Here is a 21,300-nt window from a genome sequence, read left to right as displayed (position 1 = left end):
GCCTGGGCCTGGACCACTTCGAGGGCCGAACCTGGCGCGGCTGGCACCATCACGTCACTCTCGTCACAGCCGCCCAGGCATTCCTCACCCTTCGCGGGCTCGACCCAAAAGTCGAGGCACTCACCCGAGCCTCTACCAGACCCTCGACGCACTCCAGGACTTGCTGAGGTGCTGGACCGGCACCTGCACCACCTGCGGCCGCCCACTCACCACCAACAGAACCAGAACCTAACGAAGCACTACTAGGAAGCCTCGCGGCGGCACTCGCACTGACCGCGGGACACAGCATCAGGTGCCGCATCAAGCACCGTGCACGTCGCACCCCGACCACACCGGCCGCAGGCGCGACGACGGTTCAACACCGTGCGGACACACCCGGCTTTTGACCATGCGCAACGACGGCCTCCTTCATCCAGGGGGCCGTCGTTCACCGAGCCCAGCAACTCGCACCCACTGCCCTGCAACCAAGCGCCGAACCCGAGCCGTCACCCACCCGAATGAACACCGAGCGCCGCACATTCTTCCCAACTCACCACCTGGACAGCATTACCGCCGAGCAGTCAGTACAGGTCAAGCAGCACGGGACCTAAAAGCGGCCGCACAACCACAGTCCGACAAGGGCCCACTCCGCACACGCAGAGATACACCCCCAGCATGGAAGACCTCCCTGTCCGGTCCGAAGTCCCCTCCGCACACGCAGAGATGAGCCGGTCACGTCGTATCCGGTGACGGCCCAGCGCTGGTTCGCTCGGCACACGCAGAGATGTGCCGACGCCGCACACGCTCACCGTGGTCCGGACGCAGGCCGCCGGGGACCACGCTCACCGCCCTTACCCGCGGAGTACCCGGGCGCTCCGCGCATGCGGAGATGTACCGACGAGCGTAAGTTCGCCGGGGGGGAGGTAGCTGGTCGGTCCACGCATGGCAACGCCGTGGACCCACCAGGCACCCCAACCAAGATCCAATCCCTATTGGAACCTGCACCAGGATGTCCTGCGCGTTTGCACGACTTGTCGAGATCATCTTTCATGCAATGTCACGCCGCTGCCGCCAACTCCCCTGCTCAGCCATCCCCATCGCGTGACATTCACATGAGAGAAATCTTGGACAGCGCAGTGAGAGATACACGTGGCCGACCGACATGACGCGGCTCGCACCGCGTGACTGAACGCGTCAGTGGGCCATTGCGTACCTCAGTCGGCCGCTCCGGTGCTCAGCTTGTTGCTTCACTTTCGGGCCGGGGAATCGCGGCGTTCCTCAAGCAGGTGAAGTCGTGTTCTGTGGTCATGCACGCGGGGCGGGCCAGGAGTTGAGGGGTAGCGGGCCGCGGTCGATGACGGTGCGGATGCAGAAGGTGCTGCGGGCGTCGCGAACGGGACCGATGGCCAGGATCTGGTCCGTGAGCACCTTTTCGAAGGTGCGCAGGTCCGGCACGGCGAGTTCGACGAAGAAGTCGGCGTCGCCAGAGACCACGTGGCAGGCGACCACGTGGTCGATCGCCTTCAGTGCCTCTTCGACCACCTGGGAGGTGGTGCGGGAATGTTCGACCTTGAGGGAGAGGAACACCGTCAGCCCGAGGCCGAGGCGCTCGCGGTCCAGGTCGGCCCGGTAGCCGGCCAGGACTCCGTCCTCCTCCAGCGCCTTGGTGCGGCGCAGGCAGGACGAGGGTGACAGACGTACGGCCCCGGCGAGGTCGACGTTGGGGGTGCGGCCGTGGCGCTGGAGGTGGTCCAGGATCGCCCGGTCGATACGGTCGTACAGGGGGCGTGGCATGAAATGCAGCGTATCGGCTGTATCGGCGAATAATCCTGCACTGCGGTGCCGTACAGGCACTCACTACGCCATCGCGTGCCGGGCTCGGCGGCGCATTCTGGTCACGCGCCGCGGCCGTCAAGCCGGTCCCGGTGCCGTCTCCGTATCCCCCTCACGCACATCGGACTGCCTCATGCACCCCTTGCCGCTGGAACCCGACCACGCCACGATGACCGAAATGGGTCGTCTTGTCCTTGACCGTGTCATCGAGCGAACCGACAACCTCGCGGCCCGCCCCGCGAGCAGCCCTCTGTCGCCGCGGGCCGAGGCCGACCTCGTAAAGTCCTTCCTGGCGCCGCCCCCCGACCGGGGCGGTGATCTGAAGGTGCTGCTCGCACGCCTGGACGAGGCCGTCGACTGCGCTCTGGAGACGGCTGGGCCCGGCCACCTGGCATACATCCCGGGCAGCGGTCTGTACTCGGCCGCGCTAGCCGAGTTCTACAACCGTGCCGTCAACCGCTACGGCGGCCTGGCCTCGGTTGCCCCGGCCCTCGCCGCGCTGGAGGAGAGCGTGATCCGCTGGATGGCCCGCGATGTGTGCGGGCTGCCAGAGGGCAGCGGCGGCCTGCTGACCAGTGGTGGCTCGTTGGCGACGTTCTCCGCGACGGTCACGGCCCGCCACCACCGGCTCGGCGAGGATCCCGCCCGAGGCACCGTCTACACCACCGCCTTCGCCCACCACTCCGTCGCCAAGGCCGCCCGCCTCGCCGGCATCCCCGCCACCCGCATACGTACCGTGCCGCACACCCCGGACCTGCGGATGGACCCCCACGCCGCCGCCGCGATGATCCGCGCCGACCGGTACGCCGGGCTGCGGCCGTTCCTGCTGGTGGCCACCGCCGGCACCACCGACACCGGCACGATCGACCCGCTGCCCCAGCTGGCCGACCTGGCCCGCCGCGAGGACGTGTGGTTCCACATCGACGCGGCCTACGGCGGCTTCTTCCGGCTCACCGCACGCGGCGAGGAGCGCCTCGCCGGTATCGAGAAGGCCGACTCGGTCACCCTGGACCCGCACAAGACCCTGTTCATGCCGTTCGGTACCGGCGCCCTGGTCGTCCGCGACGTCGCCGCCCTGCACGCCGCGCACGAGGGCACCGGCAGCTACCTCCAGGACATGGGGGCGGCGGGGAGCGTCCCGGACTCCGGTCACCTCGGGCCCGAGCTGACCCACGAGATCCGCGGTCTGCGGGCCTGGCTTCCCCTGCACCTGCACGGGGTGGACGCCTTCCGCGAGGCTCTGGACGAGAAGCTCGACCTGGCCGAACACGTCCACGACACGCTGTCCGGCGTCGCGGAGCTGGAGGTCCCCCAGCGCCCGGACCTGTCCACCGTGATCTTCCGCATCCGCCCCGCCGACGGCAGCCGCGCCGCCACCGAGCGGGCCAATGAGGCCAGCCGCCGTCTGCTGGAGCGGATCAACGGCCACCGGCGCATCGTGCTCTCCAGCACGATCGTCGACAGCCGCTACACCCTGCGGGTCTGCGTGGTCTCCCACCGCACCCACCACGACCGCATCACCGAGGCGCTGAACATCATCACTGCCGAAGTCAGGAACATCCCCGCCGCGTAGCCAGCGACGGTCCTGGACCCCGATGGTGTCCACCTCAGGGACGCCTCCGTCGAAATGCAAGGAGGACTTCATGACTACCCATCCCGAATCCCGTTCAGCTGGGTGAACAGCCATCGTGACCAGTGCTTCCTCGGGCATCGGTGCGGCCTACGCACGTCTGCTCGCTGCTGATGGTCACGATCTCGTGCTGGTGGCGCTCCGCGCAGAGCGTCTGCGCGCACTTGCCACGGAGCGGACCGGGGCACGACGTACGCGTGGAAACCGTCGTCGCGGCTCTGTGCGACGCCGGTGACCTGGACCGGTCGCCCGGCGAACCGCCGCCGACGACGTCGAGCTGCTGGTGAACAACGCGGGCATCCACGGCTACGGCCCCTTCGCCGAGACCGATGCCGCAGTGCTGCAGAAGGTGATGGCCGTGGAAGTCGTGACGCTCACCCGGCTCGCTCACGCAGCCGTGCCGGGCATGCTGGCACGCGGCCACCGCGCCGTGGTGGATGTGGCTTCCCCCCTCGCCTTCGCCGGCTCGCTTCCGCCGGACCCGCTGCCGGTGCGGGCGGTCCAAGGAGACCGAATGAAGCGTCTGCTGACTGCGTTGGGGCGTTGCTTGTGCTGGTGGTCGGCGAGATGACCGCGCTGACGGCACAGGCGGATGCGGCTGACTTCCCGCTGTCCAGCTACGAGGCTGCCAGCGCCACCGTGCCGGTGGCTGCGGGAGCCACCGGAGCTACGGGATGGACTGCCCCGAGGGCAAGAGGCCGGTCGGTGGCGGAGTCAGCGCGGGCAGCGACGACCTGAGGTTGGGTCGAGACGTTCCCCCCTGGGAGCTCCCCCTTACCAACCGGCTGGACGGGAACCGTACTCAACGGCGGCGACGCTTCGACCACCTTCGACGTGTACGCGGTCTGCGCGCCCGTCCCCACGGCCTGAGCCCGTTCCTTGATCCCTCAACCCGGTCAGAACCAGCCGCGGGGAAATCCCGCCGCCCGGCCCCGGCCGACCGCCCGGCACCCCGAACAGAGGCCGGACACCTCGCATCGACATGCGCAAAACCATCCACCGCGACAGACCCTTGTCGCGGCGGAAGCCACTCGGGTGGCGGACATGGCGGGTGGTAGGGACGGGAGGTGACGGGGACGCTGCCGTGCCTGATCCTGCTCTGCTGCCGAGATGGGCCAGCGAGCCCAAGTGGGACGGATTCCGAGCCCCGGTCACCGTCGAGGCGGTCGAGTGGCGCTGCGCTCCAGGCGCGCCACCGAGTTGTTTCCGGCGTTTCCGGAGAATGGGGCCGCGGCCACGCAGTTGCGGGACGCGACCGCGATGGACGGCGTTATGTGACCTGTAGGGGTGTCTCAGCCCAAGGTGTCTCAGGCCGCGCAGCTCCCATAGACGAGACGTGACGGGCGTCGCAGCCACGTGCCGCAGTGGCCGCTCAGAGGTGGCCGTCCAGGAACGTCCGTACCTCGGCGATGGTCATGGGCCCCGTGCCGTGCGCGACCGCCTCTCCCTCCTTCAGCAGGACGTAGGACGGAGCTCCGGTGATCCCGTATCGCTCGGTCGCGGCCGGACAACGCGTGATGTCGGCGCGGACGGCCGTCAGGCGGCCTGTGTAGGCGTCGGCGATGCCACCCACTACGAGGTCCATCACCCGGCAGGGCTCGATTGCCTTGGGCCATGCCCCGGTGAAGTACGCGAGGACCGGAACTGCGCTCATCCCGAGGATGAAATCGAACTCCGCGTCCTCACGGGGTCGGTGAACCCGCTTCGCCATGAAAGCTCCTGACCTCACGTTCCGTCGTTACATCCCCATCATCCCTCGCGCGGTGTGCCAGGTCGGCCCGGTCGGTCGACCGGTTGACCTGTCGGGAGGGAGGCACGGGGCCGTCGCAGAACCACGGTGGTCCCCGGCGCGGGCGGCCCGGTCCCCCGCCCCTGGTAACCCGGCCTGGCCGCCCCGCCGGTCGCCCAGCTGCAGCCCGACCAGATGCTCGATGAGCGCCTCTAAGCGCGGGCCGGTACGCATCGTCCACCCGATCCAGTCGAGCCGTATCCGCCACCGCGCCTCTCAGGAACAGCGTCCCCGACGGGCTTCCCGAGGCCTTGTCCGGTCTTCACATCAACCCCGGTCTCAGCTGGCTCATACCGCTCTTCCCCGGGCCGCATGAGCCGGCTGACGGCACCGAGAACGACGCACGATTCCTGGACCGCTCGCGGACAGCGGACGCGGTCGTGGACGGTCGAAGTACGCGTCAGCTGACCCGAAGACCGACCGCCAGCGTCAGTTCAAGGACCCGGTGTGGCGATGCGAGATCCGGGAACAGCTCCCGCAGCTGCGACATCCGGTACCGGACCGTCTGGGGATGGACGAACAACGCCGCCGCCACCTCCTCCCGCCTGCCCTGGTGCAGCAGCCACTCCCGCAACGTCTCCTCCAGCCGCCGTGCGGTCGCGACAGGCAAGGTCCGCAACGGTGCGAGGGCTCGGGCACGCAGGTCTGCGAACGCGTCCGCGTCGGCGCTCAGCACCAGCTCGGGCAGGTGATCCTCGGTGTCGCGGATGTCGGAGGAGAGGGAGCGGGCGCGTACGGCTCGTGCGTACGAGGCGGACGCACGAGTCCATGGCCGGGCCGGGCCGACCACGGCGGTGCGGTCGGTGAGCTGCCGCAAGAGACGTGACCGGTCGGCATCGGGGACGAGCAGCACACCGGTGGCGTCCGGCAGATCGTCGAGGACGAGGGTGCTCGGGTCGAGCGCGCGGTAGGCAGGCCGGGCCTGGGCGGCGGGCAGCAGGACCGCGGTCAGCGAAACCGGAGGCTGCCACCCGGCCCGTTGCACAGAGGCCAGCAGCACGTCCGGGCTCGCGCCGGCGAGGAGGTCGCGGGCCAGGTGCTCCAGGTGGCGCTCATGGTCCCTGCCCCGGGCGGCCAGTTCATCGGCGTGCCCCGCGGCGCTCGCGGCGGAGAGCTCGTCGATGTAGGCGAAGGTCAGCTCGGCGAACTTGGCGACCTCGGCGGCGGGCAGACCCGCGGGTACGGCACCCGCTGCCAGGCATCGCCAGGCCACACGGGCGCCGACGCGGTAGGCGCTGAGCAGGGCGTCCATCGAACGGCCGTCGCGGACCTCGCCGCGGCCCAGCTCGTAGGCCGCGTCACCGGCGTCGCCGCCTGTGGCGTTCCCGCTCGCGAGGTCCAGGTAGTGCCCCAGGGCGGTGCGGACGGCTCGGCGGATGGTGCCGCCCATGCGGCCCGAAAGGGCGTTGGCGTAGGGAGGGACCTCGTCGATGATCGCCTGGACGACCTCGTCGGCGGTGGTCTTCAGCACGGCCCGCAGTGCGGTGACCGTCGTCTCATCCAGGGCCAGTTCGCTGGCCCTCCGGATTGCATGGCTCATGTTTTGTTCCCTACGAACAATTCAGCCGACCAGATTCACGTCCTACGGTCAGGACTTTACGCCTTGAGGCACAGCAAGCTGTAGTCATGACGAGTGCAGCCCTCCGCAGCAGGGCGTGGAAACTGCTGGAGATGGTCACGACGCCGCTGCTGCCGTCGGACTACCTCGACCTGGTCAGCCCGCTGCGCGCGGGCGCCGACCTGCGTGGGCGCATCGAGGCCGTGCACCCCGAGACGGGTGACGCCGCGACCATTGTGATCAGGCCGGGACGGGGCTGGCGCGGCCACACGGCCGGTCAGTACGTGCGGATCGGGGTCGACGTCGACGGGGTGCGCCTGTGGCGTGCCTACTCCCTCACCTCGCCGACGAACCGCCAGGACGGCCGCGTCACGATCACCGTGAAGGCGATCCCGGACGGCAAGGTCAGCAACCACCTGGTCCGCAGCGCGAAACCGGGCACACTGATCCAGCTCGACCAGCCGACCGGCGACTTCGTCCTGCCGCAGGCCAAGCCCGCCAAGGTGCTCTACCTGACGGCCGGCAGCGGTATCACGCCCGTCATGGGCATGCTGCGCGACACCGAGTTCGACGACGTCGTCATGGTCCACTGTGCGCCACAGCCGCAAGACGTGATCTTCCGCAACGAGCTGCACGCACTTGTCGCGGATAAGAAGCTGCAGCTCACCGAGGTGCACACCGACACGGACGGCATGCTCGACATCGCCCGTCTCGACGAACTCGTGCCCGACTGGGCCGAGCGCGAGACCTGGGCCTGCGGGCCCGCGGGCCTGCTCGACGCCGCCGAAAAGCACTGGAGCGAGCACGGCGTCCCGGAGCGCCTGCACACCGAGCGCTTCCGCCCCAGCATCGTCGCCGCCGGCGATGGCGGCGAGGTCACGTTCAGCGCCACCGGCAAGACCGTCGACGCGGACGGCGCCACGCCGTTGCTGGACATCGGCGAGGAGGCCGGCGTGCTCATGCCCTCCGGGTGCCGTATGGGCATCTGCTTCGGCTGCGTCACGCCGCTCAAGGCGGGCGCCGTCCGCGACCTGCGCACCGGCGAGATCACCGAGGCCGAACCGGGCGTCCTCATCCAGACCTGCGTGTCCGCCGCCGCGGGCCCCTGCGACATCGAACGGTAGGAACACCTTGACCGCCATCGACCCCACCGCCCACCTGACCGCGGAGCAGATCGAGGAGCTCGGCCGCGAGCTGGACGCGATCCGCGACGAGGTGATCGCCGGCCGCGGCGAGAAGGACGCCGCCTACATCCGCAAGGTCATCTCGGCGCAGCGCAAGCTCGAGCTGGTCAGCAGGGGCGTGCTGCTGTTCTCGATCTTCCCGCCCGCGTGGCTGATCGGCACCGCCGGGCTGTCCGTGGCGAAGATCATGGACAACATGGAGATCGGCCACAACATCCTGCACGGCCAGTGGGACTGGATGCGGGACCCGAAGATCCACTCCACGACCTGGGAGTGGGATCACGTTTCGCCGGCCGATCAGTGGAAGCACTCGCACAACGAGCTGCACCACACGTACACCAACGTGATCGGCAAGGACAACGACCTCGGCTACGGCATCATGCGCGTCGACGAGGACCAGAAGTGGCACCCGTTCCACCTCGGCCAGCCGCTGTGGAACTTCATCAACGCCTGCTTCTTCGAGTACGGCATCGCGGCGTACGACCTGGAGCTCGGCAAGAACCTGCACAAGCGCCGCCGCAAGAACCCGGAGTTCCGCGCGCGTGCCAAGGCCGTAGGCCGCAAGATCCGCAAGCAGGTGCTCAAGGACTACGTGATCCACCCGCTGCTGTCGGGCCCGTCCTTCCTCCCCACGCTCGCCGCCACGTTCACCGCGAACCTGGTCCGCAACCTCTGGACCCACTCGGTGATCATGTGCGGGCACTTCCCCGAGGGCGTGCAGGTCTTCGAGCGCCGGTCGATCAAGGGCGAGACGCGCGGCCAGTGGTACCTGCGCCAGATGATGGGCTCGGCGAACATCAGCGGCAGCAAGGCCATGCACTTCATGACCGGCAACCTGTCGCACCAGATCGAGCACCACCTGTTCCCCGACCTGCCGAGCAACCGGTACGCCGAGGTCGCGGTGAAGGTACGCGCGCTGTTCGAGAAGTACGAGCTGGAGTACGTCACCGGGCCGCTGCCCAAGCAGGTGTTCTCCGCGTGGCGCAAGGTCTTCCGGCTCTCGCTGCCGAACAAGAAGCCCAAGGTCAAGACGCCGGACCGCGAGCAGGAGCTCGTCGCGGCCTGATTCCCGGTATCCGTTCAGATCTCTCGGCCGTACCGGCGGCACGGGCGGGTTCGGTGAGATCCGTTGCGGACGGTGGGCGGCCGCGGCGTCAGACCGTATGACACGGGATCCGGGGCAGCTCAGTGTCCGGCTGAGCTGCCCGGACGCGCGCCGGGAGCTCAGTACACAGCCCCGGCGAGGTGTTGTAGCGCGCTGACCTGCCATGGTCGGGTCGGCAGTCGGATGCGTACGCGCACTCGGTCTGCCGTCGGGCGGGCTGGGCGGTAGGCATGGGCTGTGACGTGGACACTGCCGGAACCGATGCTCGCCGCCCCTGTGTCCGGCCCTGCGCCGCTGCCGGGGTGGGCGGGTAAGCCGAAGGGGGACGGGTGGCGGGCCCTGGTCTCCGTCGACATGGGCCCGGCAGTGCTGCACTCACGGCGGGGCACGAGCCTGGCGGCCTGTACGGGGGTCTCAGGCGCGTGGTGTCTCAAGTGGCTTGTCCCCGACCGGCCCCTTCAGGCGACGTGCTGGTACGGCGGGTAGGTCACATAACCCGCGTCGCCGCCCTCGTAGTACGTGGCCTCGTCGACGGGTGTGAGCGGCAGGCCGGTCCGCAGCCGTTCGACGAGGTCGGGGTTGGAGATGAAGGCGCGGCCGAAGCTGATCAGGTCCGCGCCCAGGCGGAGCCAGTGGTCTGCGGCGCTCCGGTCGGTCTGCTTCGGGCTCATGGGGGCCGACGGGCTGACGGGCTGACGGGCTGACGGGCTGACGGGCTGACGGGCTGACGGGCTGACGGGCTGACGGGCTGACGGGCTGACGGGCTGACGACGAGGGTGCCGGGCCACGCGTGGCGCAGCGCGACCAGGGTCTCTTCCTCTGCGGTCGCCAGGAGGTGGACGTAGGCGAGGTCGAAGCGGGCGAGTTCTGCCAGCAGGGCCGCGTACAGCTCGGGCACGTCCGTCTCCTCGGCGCCCCAGAGTGTCGTGCCCGGTGAGAGCCGGATCGCGGTGCAGGCCGCGCCCACGGCGTCCACCGTGGCGGCGACGGCCTCGACGGCGAAGCGGATCCGGCCGGGGATCGAGCCGCCGTAGGCGTCGGTGCGCAGGTTGGTGTTGGAGGACAGGAACTACGAGATGAGGAGGCCGTTGCCGCCGTGGAGTTCCACGCCGTGAACCCGGCGTCGACGGCGCGCCAGGCGGCCTCGGCGTACGAACGGGCCTCTCCGGGCACCTCGGAGGTCTCCAGGGCGCGCGGGACCGGCAGGGGCTGCCGACCGGTGGGGGTGAACACCTCGCCCGCGCCGGCGACGGCAGACGGGCCGACCGGCTGGAGGCCGGTGGTATCGGGGTGCGAGATCCGGCCGCTGTGCATGAGCTGGGCGAAGATGCGTCCGCCGTTGGCGTGCACGGCGTGGGTGACGGGCCGCCAGGAAGTTGCCTGCTCGTCGGTGTGCAGGCCAGGAGTGCCGGGACCGTGCTGCCCGAGCAGGCTCGGCTGCACCCCCTCGGTGATGATCAGACCGGCGGCGGCCCGTTGCGCGTAGTAGACCGCCATGGACGCGGTCGCCAGGCCGTCGGGCGTTGCGCGGGCGCGGGTCATCGTCGCCATCACGATGCGGTTGGGCAGGTCCAGGTTCCCCAGGCGGTAGCGGTCGAACAGGTTGGTCATGCCGGAATTCCTTCTCACTGGCTCATTGACGGCCGTAGACGGGTGATGGACCCGGAACGTGGGCCCGGCACGTAAGCCAAAACCTGACATCGGTGTGAGGTGCAAGTCGTGGGGCGGGGATGCCCTCGGGAGAGTGAGATGAGGATCGGTGACCTCGCGGCACGGACCGGAGCCAGCGTGCGTTCGCTGCGCTACTACGAGGAGCAGGACCTGCTCACCAGTACCCGTAGCGCCGGCGGGCAGCGGCACTACACGGAGGAGGACGTCGAGCGGGTCACTTTCGTCCAGCGTCTGTATGCGGCGGGGTTGCCCGGTCGCACCATCCTGGAGCTGATGCCGTGCCGCGACGCGCCGCTCAGCGACGAGATCACGAGCGTCGCGCTGGAGCGTATGGCCGTGCAGCGTGACCGGATCTCCGAGCAGATCGAGAAACTCGTGCAGACCCGCGATGTCCTGGACGACGTCATGGCCACGGCACGCGCCCGTCGCAGGGCCATCCGCGCCGCGGCGGCGTGACAAGCGCACGGATGTCTGTTGCGCGGTTGAACTGTCCGCGGGATGGAGTCCAGCGCCATGTCGATCATGCGCGCGGCCCACGAGGAGACCGTGTACCCGAGTTGACGGGGCCGCTCCCGTTCCCGGCAACAGCTTGCTACTCGTGCTACTGCTCGGGTTCCCCTCTGTAAGAGGGCGGTGATCTTTTCGTGTTGCGCTGCAGCCGCCGGGGGTGCCAGACCCGTAGCGAGCGGGACAGTCGGCGGGGCGTGCTCGTGTGGGTAAGCCTGTCGGGGCTTCAGGATGTGGGTGGGCGGTTTTCGCTGGTGCCGGAGCGGGGTGTGAGCGTTGGCCGCGCGGCTTGGGGCGGCTGGTCAGCCGGCTCTGTTACGTGGGGCTGTGTTGCTGCGAGGCTGGCCAGGAGCTTGAGTCGGTCTTCGGAGGTACTGCCGGGTTCGGCGGTGTACAGGGTCAGGTCGTGCATGGCCCGGTGGGACAGGGGCAGGTCCAGGGACTGGTAGGTCAGCTCCAGGTCACCGACCTCGGGGTGCCACAGTCGTTTGATGCCGTCGTGGCGGATGCGGACGTCATGGGCGGCCCATTGGCGGCGGAAGTCGGGGCTGAGGGTGGACAGTTCGCCGATGAGTTCGCGCAGGGCCCGGTCGTGGGGCTCACGTCCGGCTTCCGCGCGCAGCAGTGCTGCGGTGACGGAGGCGGCGGCCTCCCAGTCGACGAGGAACTGCTGGGCGCCGGGGTCGAGGAAGATGTAGCGGGCGACGTTGGGCCGGCCGCGCTTGTCGGTGGTCTCGCTTTCGAAGAGCGGCGCGTGCAGGGCCCGGGCCAGCGAGTTGCTGGCGACGACGTCCTGGCGGCCGTTACGCACAAACGCGGAGGACATCGTCATCGAGTGGAGGAGCCACTGGACGCGGGGCGGGACCGCGACGTCCTTGCGGCGTGACGGCGTGCGGCGGGCGGGCCGGGCCGCGCGGGCCAGGTCGAACAGGTAGGTGCGTTCGTCGTCGTCCAGTGCCAGGGCCTGGGCGACCGCGGCGAGCACGTCCTCGGAGACGCCGTTGATGTGGCCTTTCTCCAGGCGGGTGTACCACTCGGTGCTCACCCCGGCCAGCACGGCGACCTCCTCGCGCCGCAGCCCGGGCACCCGGCGCCGGCCGCTGGTGGGCAGCCCCGCCTGCTCAGGGGTGATCTTCGCGCGGCGGCTGGCGAGGAAGTCGCGGATCTCGGTGCGGTGGTCAGGGCGGTCGTCAGGGAGCGGTTCCGTGCCTTTCACGGTAGCCACCGGCTCGCGAAGAGGGAGGTTGAGTTTGTCCCCCCTATAAACGCGGCCTTCCTCCGGTGTGGAGCAGCTTGTTCTCTGGGTGACGTACCCCGATCGCAACCCCACGGAGATGAACCTTGAGTACGCGAGGAGCAACCCTCCACGCTCCGGCCGAGGCGGTACGGGCGGAAGGCGGCCGGCCTCCGTCCGCCAGTCTTCCGCTGGTCGTCTACGTGCTCGCACTGGGCACGTTCCTGATGGGCACCACGGAGTTCGTCGTGGCCGGCCTGCTGCCCGAGATCGCGGGAGATCTGCAGGTCAGCGTCGCCCAGACCGGACTTTTGATCACGGTTTTCGCCGTCGGGATGATCGTCGGGGCGCCGCTGATGGCGATGCTCACGCTGCGACTGCCCACCCGACTGACCCTGATGCTCGCCCTGGCCGTGTTCGCCCTAGGGCATGTGATCGTCGCCGTCGGCTCCAGCTTCGGCCTGCTGCTGGCGGCACGGTTCCTGACCGCGATCGCCACCGGAGCGTTCTGGGCCGTGGCCAACGTGGCCGCCACCCGCGCCGCCGGCCCGGCCGCCAGTGCCCGCGCCCTGGGCCTGGTCGGGGCGGGAGCCATGCTCGCCAACGTCGTCGGCGTGCCGCTGGGCGCGTTCGCCGGACAGCTCATGGGCTGGCGCGGACCGTTCTGGGCTCTCGCCGCCCTCGCGGCCGCGGCCGTCCCGCTGATCGCCCGCACCGTCCCGCAGGGCGGTCCGGCCCAGCGGACGGGATCGATCCGCTCCGAGCTGACCGCGCTGCGCTCCGGCCGCCTGTGGCTCGTGCTGACCGCCTGCGCCACCACGACCGGCGGTGTGCTGGCCGCGTACTCCTACATCGCGCCGCTGCTGACCGACCGGGCCGGGCTCGCCGCCGGGCTGGTGCCGCTGGTCCTCGTCGGCTTCGGCCTCGGCGCACTGGTCGGCTCGATCGTGGGAGGCCGACTCGGCGACCGCCGTCCGCACGCGGTGACCGTGACCGCCGCCGCCGGCGCCATGCTCCTGCTGCTGGCGATCGTGCTGTTGGCCGACTCGGTCCCCGCGACCATCGTCCTGGTCGCTCTGTTGGGCTTCTTCGGTCTGGGCGCCAACCCGGTCCTGATGGCCCTGGCCGTCCGCTACGCCGGCCAGGCGCCCACCCTGGCCTCGGCCCTGACCGTCTCGGCGTTCAACCTCGGCACCGCCATCGGCTCCTGGATCGCCGGCATCACCCTGGAGCGCACCGGCGCCACCGGCCCCACCATGGTCGGCACCGCCATCGCCGCCCTGACCCTGATCCCCACCATCGCCCTCGCCCTGCGCCACCACCGCCCTGCCGCAGTCGGCGCCCGGGCCCGTTGACCTCCCTCCCCGACCTGTCCGCCCGTCTCCGGGGTGCGACCACGGCGGCTTCCCGGACATGCCGGTGCCACCGGTCCCGCAGACCCTGAATCCAGAAACGACCCAGCACCCGGCCCTGACCGGAAACATCCCCACTGTCAGAAACCAGGAGAGAGAGCAATGACCATCTCAGACGGCTACACCTTCCCGCTGGACGAGAACGTCGAGCGCACCTCGGTGCGGTTCAAGAACCGCTACGGCATCACGGTCGCCGGTGACCTCTACGTACCGAAGAACGCAACGGGCAGGCTGCCTGCCCTGGCGGTCAGCGGCCCGTTCGGCGCGGTCAAGGAGCAGTCCTCGGGCCTGTACGCCAACGAGTTCGCCCGCCGCGGCTACGTCGCCCTCGCCTTCGACCCCTCCTTCACCGGGGAGAGCGGCGGCACGGTGCGCGACGTGGGCTCGCCCGACATCTACACCGATGACTTCAGCGCCGCCATCGACTTCCTCGGCCTGCAGAGGATCGTCGACCGCGAGCGGATCGGCGTCCAGGGCATCTGCGGCCTGAGCGGCATGGCGCTCACCGCGGCGGCCGCGGACAGCCGCATCAAGGCGGTCGCCACCTCCGCGATGTACGACATGTCGCGCAGCATGTCCCGCGGCTACCAGGACTCCTACACCCGTGAGCAGCGCCAGAAGGTCATCGACTACCTCAGCCGGCAGCGCTGGACCGACGCCGAGAAGGGCACCTACGCGCGGGGCTCCCACGAGGTCCCCTTCGACGAGAACGGCAACGTCGCCCCCTCCAGCCGCGTCCTGCCCAAGGCCCTCCCGGCGGACGCCGACCCGATCACGAAGATCTTCTTCGACTACTACCGCACCGAGCGCGGCTACCACCCCCGCTCGATCAACTCCACCACCGCGTGGACCGCGACCACGCCGATGTCGTTCTTCGCCTTCCAGCAGATGACGAACATCGACATGCTGGCGCCCCGCAAGGCCCTCCTGGTGACCGGCACCAACGCGCACTCCCGCTACTACTCCGAGGACGTCCAGAAGATGGCCCCCGACGCCGTCGACCTCGTCATCGTCCCGGGCGCGGACCACGTCGACCTGTACGACCGCAAGGACCTCATCCCGTTCGACAGGCTCGACGAGTTCTTCACCAAGAACCTCGCCTGACCGCAAGCACTCCCCGCCAGGCCGGTACCCCTCACCGGCCTGGCGGGGAGCCCTCGTGACCGCAGCCGAGGCGGCAGGCAAACCGCCCAGCGGCAGCAGCCCGCACCTGCGCTGCCGCCTGTGCATCCGATGTCGTTACGGCCCCCGGCAGGAGCAGGACACACCCCAGGACCAGCTGCAGCGAGCCCTTTCCCAAGCTGCAACACCCCAGGAACCGGACGAAGAGCATCATGTCCCGGTCGTATCCCAGAATGCTGTTCTCGGCACGCACACCCCAACTCGGCAACTCCCGCAGAAGGCGGTTCAGTTGCAGTTCGTACGATCCGTCCCTGCCAAAATGAACGGCTGCCCCTCGCGGACACCTACACGGTCCAGCACAGCCACCGGGCCAGCAGGACCCAGGCAGCTCTCCGAACGGCCCCGGCTCGTCGTGCACAGATCCGCGATCATGGCGCCGCCCCATCCCGCTTGATCACCTCGTTGACGCCGAATCCGTCCGCCATCCCGAAGCCGAAGCACAGTCGCCCTCTCCGCTCAGGAACCGCTCAGGAACCGCTCAGGAACCGCTCAGGAACCGCTCAGGAACCGCTCACGCCGGTGATCTGCTGGCGGACCAGAGGTTGTTGATGAGACACATGTGGTAGCTCACATAAACGGCGGGCTCGTCGTGGCCCATGAAGGGTGCCTGCACTTCGGCGTGTTGCGGTGCCGAGCCCGCCGCCGTGGCAGCAGCGCCGCCCAGTCCGCCGAACTGCTGCCGGCTTACCTGATCGTGTTCGACGTCTTGGAGATCGCCGGGACCGTACTCCCGTGGCCCAGCCCTAACGAGAGCGCCGGGCGATGCTCGAGGACCTATTCGCCCGCGTCGTCCTCACCGCCCCGTTCGCCCTGTCCCCCGCTACCACGGACCGGGCGACCGCCGTGGGCTGGCTGGACCCGGTCTGGGGCGCGGTCGGCATCGAGGGCGTGGTGGTGATGGGGACCGAGCAGGCCGGGTGGGGGTCATCGAGGTGAGGCCAGCGATGTCGAGTTCGGTCCGCAGCGCGCGAGCGCGGTCTGCGACGGTGGGGGTGCCGGCGTCGCGGGTGACGGCGGCGATGGCCGTGTTGATTGTGGTGGCGCGATTCTTCCCCTCCCGTTTGGCGCTGATCGTCGCGATGGCAGCTCCGTCGCCGACTGGGAGCGACACGTCAACGAGCAACGCCCCCCTCCATCGGGCAGGGCGTTGCTCGAGATGGATGGTCTGTTTCAGGATGCCTTTTGGTCGGCGGGCTTCTCGATCTCGGTGGTCACCCGTGCCCCTCGGAAGAGCACCGGGAGCCACAGGAGACATGCCAGCAGGGGGACCGCGGCGTAGGTGGCCATGCCCACACTGGAGCCCAGCCCGTCCATGAGCGCGCCGAGGACGAGATAGCCGATGCCGATGAGCGCCGACTCCACGAATGCGATCATCGACAGCAGGCTCGCGCGGTGGCGCGACGGCACTGCCTCGTTGAACACGTTGTCCAGGAGTACAGCGGTGATCTCGGGAATCCCGACCAGGACCAGGAAGGCGGCGATGGTGACCCAGACAAGGCCGAGGCCGCTCAGGCCGAGTGCCGCGGCGAGCGCCAGGAGAGACACGGGGGCGATGACCCGATACCCGATGCGCCGGTCCGCGCGGTCCGACAGCAGCGGAGTGAGCCCGCCGGCGGAGAATCCCGCCGATATGACCACGCTGACCAATGCGGTGCCCGCTCCCTGATCGGAGAGGGTCTTCTGCGTAAAAATGATGTACGGCGTCAGAGTCGCATGCATCAATCCGGACACCACGACAAGCGTCACGAGCGACGGCGTGGCGACCCGAAGCATCGCCCGCCATGCTGTGGCGTCGCCGTGCTCCCCCTCGGCTCCGTCCTGCTCGTCCACCGCGTCCGCGCCGCGGATCTCGGGCACCCGTGACATCAGCACCACCACGGCCAGGGCGAGGCACGCCGCCGAACCGACGTAGACGACTCCCCAGGAAATCTGCTGCAGTTGGCCGCCGAGGACGATGGCGGCTCCCGAGGTGACCGTCCCGAGCATGGTGAACCGGGACTTGATCTTGACGTAGCCGGCCGTTGCACCACGACGCACGAGCAGGTCGTACAGCAGGGCGGTGTCCGAACCGGACACACATGCCATGCCCACGCCCTGCCCGATGAACAGCGCCAGGAACACCCAGTAGGTGGAGAACGCCACCTGACCGAGCAGACATCCAGCTATCAGTATCTGGCCGATCACGATGCTGGCACGCCTGCCGATTCGGTCGGCGATGACTCCCGTCGGCAACTCCGCAAGTCCGCTGACCAGGTAGAGCAGTGTCTGCAGTAGCGCCACTTCCCCGGCGGAGAAGCCTCGCTGCTGAAGGAAGAGGACGAATACGCCGCGCTGGAACAGCGAGTTGGCGAGCACGGCGTATACGTAGAACGGGCTCGTGACGTTTCGTGCTGCATCGTCGACTGCAGCCGACCCGCCAAGGGCCTCCGTGGTGCCGGTCATGCTGCGGGCTCCCCCTGGTGACTCCGGTGATCACTAGCCTCGTGCTTTCACGTGGCAGCGCGAGGCTAATGCTCCCGGCCCAAGCCCGTCAGCCTTCAGCCTTCAGCCTTCAGCCTTCAGCCGAGCACAACAAGGGATCACGACTTACGCCGCAGAGCGCGCCGTCGGCCAGACAGTGGCCCCTGCCGGCTTTCGCCAGGACGACGCCTCGTGCTCGGAACGACAGCCATCCCACTATGGACAGGAGCGGTCAACGGTCACGTTGCAACAACGACCGCAAGTACAGGCCGATCCTGCTGCCGCTGGCCGCTGGGGCAACTCGGCGTGAACCGCGAGTACATCACCCGGTACCTCGGCTCTGATGAGCACTGGCACCCGGAGGTCAACGAGGAGTTCGGCGTCCCCTGTCGCGTCGGGAGCGGCAAGGACCACGGCGTCATGGGCGCACGCGCCTGGCAACGGAGCGTCCTCACGGCCGGTGACCTCGGTTCGCTCAAGGAGTTCCCGGACTGGGACACTGGGCACGGCCGCCTGGCCGCCGGTGACATCACGGCTACCTCCACGGACGCCGAACTCGACCGCAGGGCCGACCGCGCACAGGAGAACGCCGAACGATAGGGCTGGCGCCTGCCGTGGGTGCGGGAGGCTGGCTTCGCCCACCGGGGCACCGCGGTGAGCAGTGCCGGCCGTGCCAGCCTCCGGTCGTCGATGTCGACGGCGATGATCTTCGCGGCACCCGCCAGTCGGGCACCGGCGATCGCGGCATCGCCGGTACCCGCAGCCGATCACCGCTACGGTGTCACCGCGCCCCACGTTGCCGCTGTTGATCGCCGCTCCGATGCCGGCCATCACTCCGCAGCCGAGCAGTCCGGTCACCTGTGGCGCGACCGACGGGTCGGCCTTCGTGCACTGACCGGCCGCCATCACGGTCTTCTCCGCGAAGGCTCCGATGCCGAGGGCGGGGGACGGTTCGGTGCCGTCGGTGAGGGTCATCTCCTGCTTGGCGTTGTGGGTATCGAAGCAGTACCACGGGTGAGCACGCGGACAGGAACGGCAACTTCCCTACACCGCAAGCCAGTTGAGGGTGCCGAAGTAACCGGGCGCGACATCTGTGATGCCCTCGCCCAACTCGCGCTACCGCGCGGCCGATCCAACCGGATGGCGTGCGCGTAGTCAGGCGCCCGCGTGGACGTGTGCGGCCCACACCGACGGCAGGTTCGGATACTTCTTCCTGAGCTGCCTGACCGTGCGATGGACCGCCGCCGACGCGCACAACGCACCGGATCGATCCGCGATCAATTCGCCGTAGATCTGCTGACTGAAGGCTGGTGCCACGGCGTCGTCGACGCGCCAGAGCGTGCCGACCACCTGGGAGAACCCGGCTATCTGAAAAGCCGCCAACGGATGGATCGCCTCGTCGGACAGGCGCGCTGTGGTGCGGGCCGTGTCGCAGGCGGACAGGAACGCGAACTCCGCGTTCCGCAGGCGCAGCCGGGAAAGGTCCAGCACCCGAAACGGGGCTCGGTCGTGGTCGTACAGCGCGAGGTGGCTGTTCGAAGGGTTGTCCGGGTCGCTGTACCCGTGGCAGGCGAAGTGCGCCCAGCCACTGCCCGGCAAGGCGTCGAGAACGGCGTCACGAGTCGCGTCCGCGCCTACCAGGACCGTGGCGCCGGGTATGAGAGCGGCCAGGTGGTCGGCTTCGGCCTGTGCGCCGGGCAGGTCCGGGGCGTCCGGAGTGTGGGGCATCGCGACCACCAGCAGCCGCGGCTCGTTCCGGTCGTCGCGGCGGCCCGCACGGGCGTGGCTCAGAGCGCGGATCGTCGGCGTCGTCGAGGAGACGACGCGGTCGAGGAGCACAGGTCCGCCGTCGCGGTGGTGGCCCGCCGCGTGCAGGGGGAGCAGGCTGAGCGACCCGACCGGGGCCCACCAGATCCTCGGCCACGGACCGTCCGCCGCCGGCTGCGCGGTCAGCCCCAGTTCGCCGAGCACAGGGCCCGCGACGGTGTCCCACAGCCACTCGAGCGTGTCGTGGATCGCCTGCTCGGCGGCCAGCCGCCCCTCCGTGAACGCGGCGTGCAGAGCGCGCACGCGGTGACTCACGGCCTCTTCGCTCAGCCCGTCCAGCGCCCGTGACCGGACCCCGTCCGGAGTGATGATCAGCGCGTCACACCGGTGCCGGCTGACGTTGACGTACACGATCGGGCCCTCGTGCGCCTGCGCGGTGAGGTCGGTGAGCAGCGGGGGCCGCAGGAACCGCTCCATCCCGGGCAGCGCGCGGATCCGGTCGGTCACCGCGTCGAGTTCGTCGGCGAGGGCCACGCGGTCTCTCGTGGTGTCGGTTTCGAACTCCGCGGTGAGCGTCCGGAAGCGCTCGGCCAGCTCGGGTGCCCGCTCGCGCAGGTCGGAAAGATCGCCGCGGCTGTCGAGTGCCTGGGCGGCGAGCACGCAGCGCCCGGATTCGAGCAGGGTCACCGCGCTCACCTCGTCGCCGGCGGCCAGCGCGCACGCGGCCGCGTCGGCGGCGACCCCGGCGAACCGGCCGAGCCAGTACTGGGCGTCCTCGCGGCCCAGGCGGCGCCCGGCGAGCCGGGGCAGCAGCCGGACCGCGGCGGCGTATCCCTCGGCGGCCACGTCGAACTGCCCGGCTTCGGCGGCCAGAGCACCCCACCGGTCCGCCCCTTCCGCCCGGCGCTCCGCCGGCGATCCGGCAGACGCCGCGGCCTCCCGGTAGTAGTCGAGTGCCTCGGTCAGCGCGTCGCCGTCGCCGAGGTGCCGGAAGGCGAGTGCCAGGACGTTGGCGACGCGGGTCAGCAAACCCGCCCGGGAATAGGCGTCCTGCTCGGGCCTGCGCGCCGCGCTCCGGGCCAGGCCGATCGCCTCGGCGAGGACCTGCGGATCCGGTGGCTCCGGTCGCCCGGCGGCGGGTGCGACGGGGTTCGAGCACCAGTCTCCAAGTGCGGCGGCGAGGTTCGCGGTGTACCCGGGCCAGTGCGGGCTGTCCTGCGGAGTCGCGGCCACGGACGCGCGACGTGCGGCGATCGCGTCGCGCAACGCGTTCCGGTCGCCGAACCTCTCGTACGCCATCCACAGCACACCGCCGAGATTGGCCAGCCGCACTGCCCGGTCCGGGTCGCTGTCCGCCGTCACGTCCGTGGCCGCGCGGTGCGCGTCGATTGCCTCGTCGAGCACGCTCGCCTCGCCCGTCCTGGTGAACCAGTCGGACAGCATGGCGCCAAGGTTGGAGAGCCGCTGGGCCTGCCCGGCGACCAGGCTCGCGCCGAGGCGGACGGACTCCCGCGCGCGGTCGACCGCCTCCGACAGCACCTGCAGCTCGCCGGTCACCCGGAACCGGTTGTGCAGCACGACGGCGAGGATCCCGAGCGAACGCGGTTGGTCGCGCTGCCCGGTGGTGGCCTCGGCGGCACGGCGAGCGACGTCGATCGCGTCTATGACGTGGGCCAGGTCTCCGGTCGCGTGGAACAACGCGTTCAGGTTGACGGCGAGGTTGCCCATGAACTGGACCCGCAGCGGATGGCCCGCCGGCGTGCACGCGACCGCCTCCCGCTCGATGGTGACGGCCTCCGCGAGCGCGGCATGGTCCCCGAACTCTTCACCGCGGGTGGCCAGCGCCGAGGCGAAGTGGTCCAGCCGCTCGCCGCGGTGGGGGTGCCCGGCGGGGGTCGCCGCCGCCACCGAGCGCCCGAGCTCGATCGCCCGCTCGAGCAGGGCCGAGTCCCGGGTCTGCTTGAACTCGGCTGCGTACCGGCCGCACAC

Annotated in this window: 14 protein-coding genes and 4 pseudogenes; 10 read left to right on the top strand and 8 right to left on the bottom strand. The window is 69.8% G+C overall.

What is annotated here, in order from left to right:
* Nucleotides 1-167: pseudogene (locus ACFU95_RS38840) on the top strand (IS701 family transposase); the annotation flags it as partial.
* A 1,117-nt stretch (nt 168-1,284) separates the two neighbouring features.
* Here ACFU95_RS38840 and ACFU95_RS38835 read toward each other — a convergent pair.
* Nucleotides 1,285-1,773 (bottom strand): Lrp/AsnC family transcriptional regulator, encoded by a 489-nt coding sequence (locus ACFU95_RS38835; RefSeq protein ID WP_383838430.1) that lies wholly within the window; start codon nt 1,771-1,773, stop codon nt 1,285-1,287.
* 217 nt (nt 1,774-1,990) lie between these two features.
* Between ACFU95_RS38835 and ACFU95_RS38830 the strand changes: the two genes are divergently transcribed.
* Both ACFU95_RS38830 and ACFU95_RS38825 read left to right on the top strand, forming a co-directional pair.
* A complete protein-coding gene (locus tag ACFU95_RS38830; RefSeq protein WP_383838427.1) occupies nt 1,991-3,385 on the top strand; it encodes a pyridoxal phosphate-dependent decarboxylase family protein in 1,395 nt (464 codons plus the stop codon).
* A 115-nt stretch (nt 3,386-3,500) separates the two neighbouring features.
* Nucleotides 3,501-4,013 (top strand): annotated as a pseudogene (locus tag ACFU95_RS38825) (SDR family NAD(P)-dependent oxidoreductase).
* An 801-nt stretch (nt 4,014-4,814) separates the two neighbouring features.
* On the opposite strand, the gene ACFU95_RS38820 reads toward ACFU95_RS38825, so the two are convergent.
* Nucleotides 4,815-5,153 (bottom strand): thioredoxin family protein, encoded by a 339-nt coding sequence (locus ACFU95_RS38820; RefSeq protein ID WP_383838424.1) that lies wholly within the window; start codon nt 5,151-5,153, stop codon nt 4,815-4,817.
* Between the two features lie 478 nt (nt 5,154-5,631).
* Nucleotides 5,632-6,771, bottom strand: a complete 1,140-nt coding sequence (locus ACFU95_RS38815) for a PucR family transcriptional regulator (RefSeq protein ID WP_383838422.1) — start codon at nt 6,769-6,771, stop codon at nt 5,632-5,634.
* 86 nt (nt 6,772-6,857) lie between these two features.
* On the opposite strand from ACFU95_RS38815, the gene ACFU95_RS38810 reads away from it, so the two are divergent.
* Both ACFU95_RS38810 and ACFU95_RS38805 read left to right on the top strand, forming a co-directional pair.
* A complete protein-coding gene (locus tag ACFU95_RS38810; RefSeq protein ID WP_383838420.1) occupies nt 6,858-7,913 on the top strand; it encodes a ferredoxin reductase in 1,056 nt (351 codons plus the stop codon).
* A gap of 7 nt (nt 7,914-7,920) precedes the next feature.
* Nucleotides 7,921-9,039, top strand: a complete 1,119-nt coding sequence (locus ACFU95_RS38805; RefSeq protein ID WP_383838417.1) for a fatty acid desaturase family protein — start codon at nt 7,921-7,923, stop codon at nt 9,037-9,039.
* 497 nt (nt 9,040-9,536) lie between these two features.
* On the opposite strand, the pseudogene ACFU95_RS38800 reads toward ACFU95_RS38805, so the two are convergent.
* Nucleotides 9,537-10,689 (bottom strand): annotated as a pseudogene (locus ACFU95_RS38800) (alkene reductase).
* Between the two features lie 138 nt (nt 10,690-10,827).
* On the opposite strand from ACFU95_RS38800, the gene ACFU95_RS38795 reads away from it, so the two are divergent.
* Nucleotides 10,828-11,205, top strand: a complete 378-nt coding sequence (locus ACFU95_RS38795) for a MerR family transcriptional regulator (RefSeq protein ID WP_383838414.1) — start codon at nt 10,828-10,830, stop codon at nt 11,203-11,205.
* A 277-nt stretch (nt 11,206-11,482) separates the two neighbouring features.
* Here ACFU95_RS38795 and ACFU95_RS38790 read toward each other — a convergent pair whose 3' ends face one another.
* On the bottom strand, nt 11,483-12,472 hold the full coding sequence (locus ACFU95_RS38790; RefSeq protein WP_383838411.1) for a helix-turn-helix domain-containing protein: 990 nt from the start codon (nt 12,470-12,472) through the stop codon (nt 11,483-11,485).
* A 125-nt stretch (nt 12,473-12,597) separates the two neighbouring features.
* On the opposite strand from ACFU95_RS38790, the gene ACFU95_RS38785 reads away from it, so the two are divergent.
* The 3 genes from ACFU95_RS38785 (at nt 12,598) to ACFU95_RS38775 (ending at nt 16,020) form a co-directional block, all read left to right on the top strand.
* Nucleotides 12,598-13,845, top strand: a complete 1,248-nt coding sequence (locus ACFU95_RS38785; RefSeq protein WP_383838408.1) for an MFS transporter — start codon at nt 12,598-12,600, stop codon at nt 13,843-13,845.
* Nucleotides 13,846-14,004: 159 nt separating this feature from the next.
* Nucleotides 14,005-15,006, top strand: coding sequence for an alpha/beta hydrolase (locus tag ACFU95_RS38780; RefSeq protein WP_383838406.1), 1,002 nt, complete (start codon nt 14,005-14,007; stop codon nt 15,004-15,006).
* Between the two features lie 840 nt (nt 15,007-15,846).
* A complete protein-coding gene (locus ACFU95_RS38775) occupies nt 15,847-16,020 on the top strand; it encodes a hypothetical protein (protein ID WP_383838403.1) in 174 nt (57 codons plus the stop codon).
* A 234-nt stretch (nt 16,021-16,254) separates the two neighbouring features.
* On the opposite strand, the gene ACFU95_RS38770 is transcribed toward ACFU95_RS38775, so the two are convergent.
* Nucleotides 16,255-17,526 carry an MFS transporter gene (locus ACFU95_RS38770; RefSeq protein ID WP_383838400.1) on the bottom strand — a complete coding sequence of 424 codons (1,272 nt, stop codon included), beginning with the start codon at nt 17,524-17,526 and terminating at the stop codon, nt 16,255-16,257.
* Between the two features lie 324 nt (nt 17,527-17,850).
* Here ACFU95_RS38770 and ACFU95_RS38765 point away from each other — a divergent pair, with 324 nt between their 5' ends.
* Nucleotides 17,851-18,144 (top strand): hypothetical protein, encoded by a 294-nt coding sequence (locus ACFU95_RS38765; protein WP_383838450.1) that lies wholly within the window; start codon nt 17,851-17,853, stop codon nt 18,142-18,144.
* A 74-nt stretch (nt 18,145-18,218) separates the two neighbouring features.
* On the opposite strand, the pseudogene ACFU95_RS38760 reads toward ACFU95_RS38765, so the two are convergent.
* Together ACFU95_RS38760 and ACFU95_RS38755 are read right to left on the bottom strand one after the other, a co-directional pair.
* Nucleotides 18,219-18,654, bottom strand: a pseudogene (locus ACFU95_RS38760) (S-(hydroxymethyl)mycothiol dehydrogenase); the annotation flags it as partial.
* Nucleotides 18,655-18,699: 45 nt separating this feature from the next.
* On the bottom strand, nt 18,700-21,300 hold a 2,601-nt coding region (locus ACFU95_RS38755; RefSeq protein ID WP_383838397.1), incomplete at its 5' end, for a CHAT domain-containing protein.

Origin of the sequence: Streptomyces sp. NPDC057623 (assembly GCF_042800355.1) — a bacterium.
GTDB lineage: Bacteria > Actinomycetota > Actinomycetes > Streptomycetales > Streptomycetaceae > Streptomyces.
Note: the sequence above shows the minus strand (reverse complement) of the source record. Positions and strands in the feature narration are given on the sequence as shown.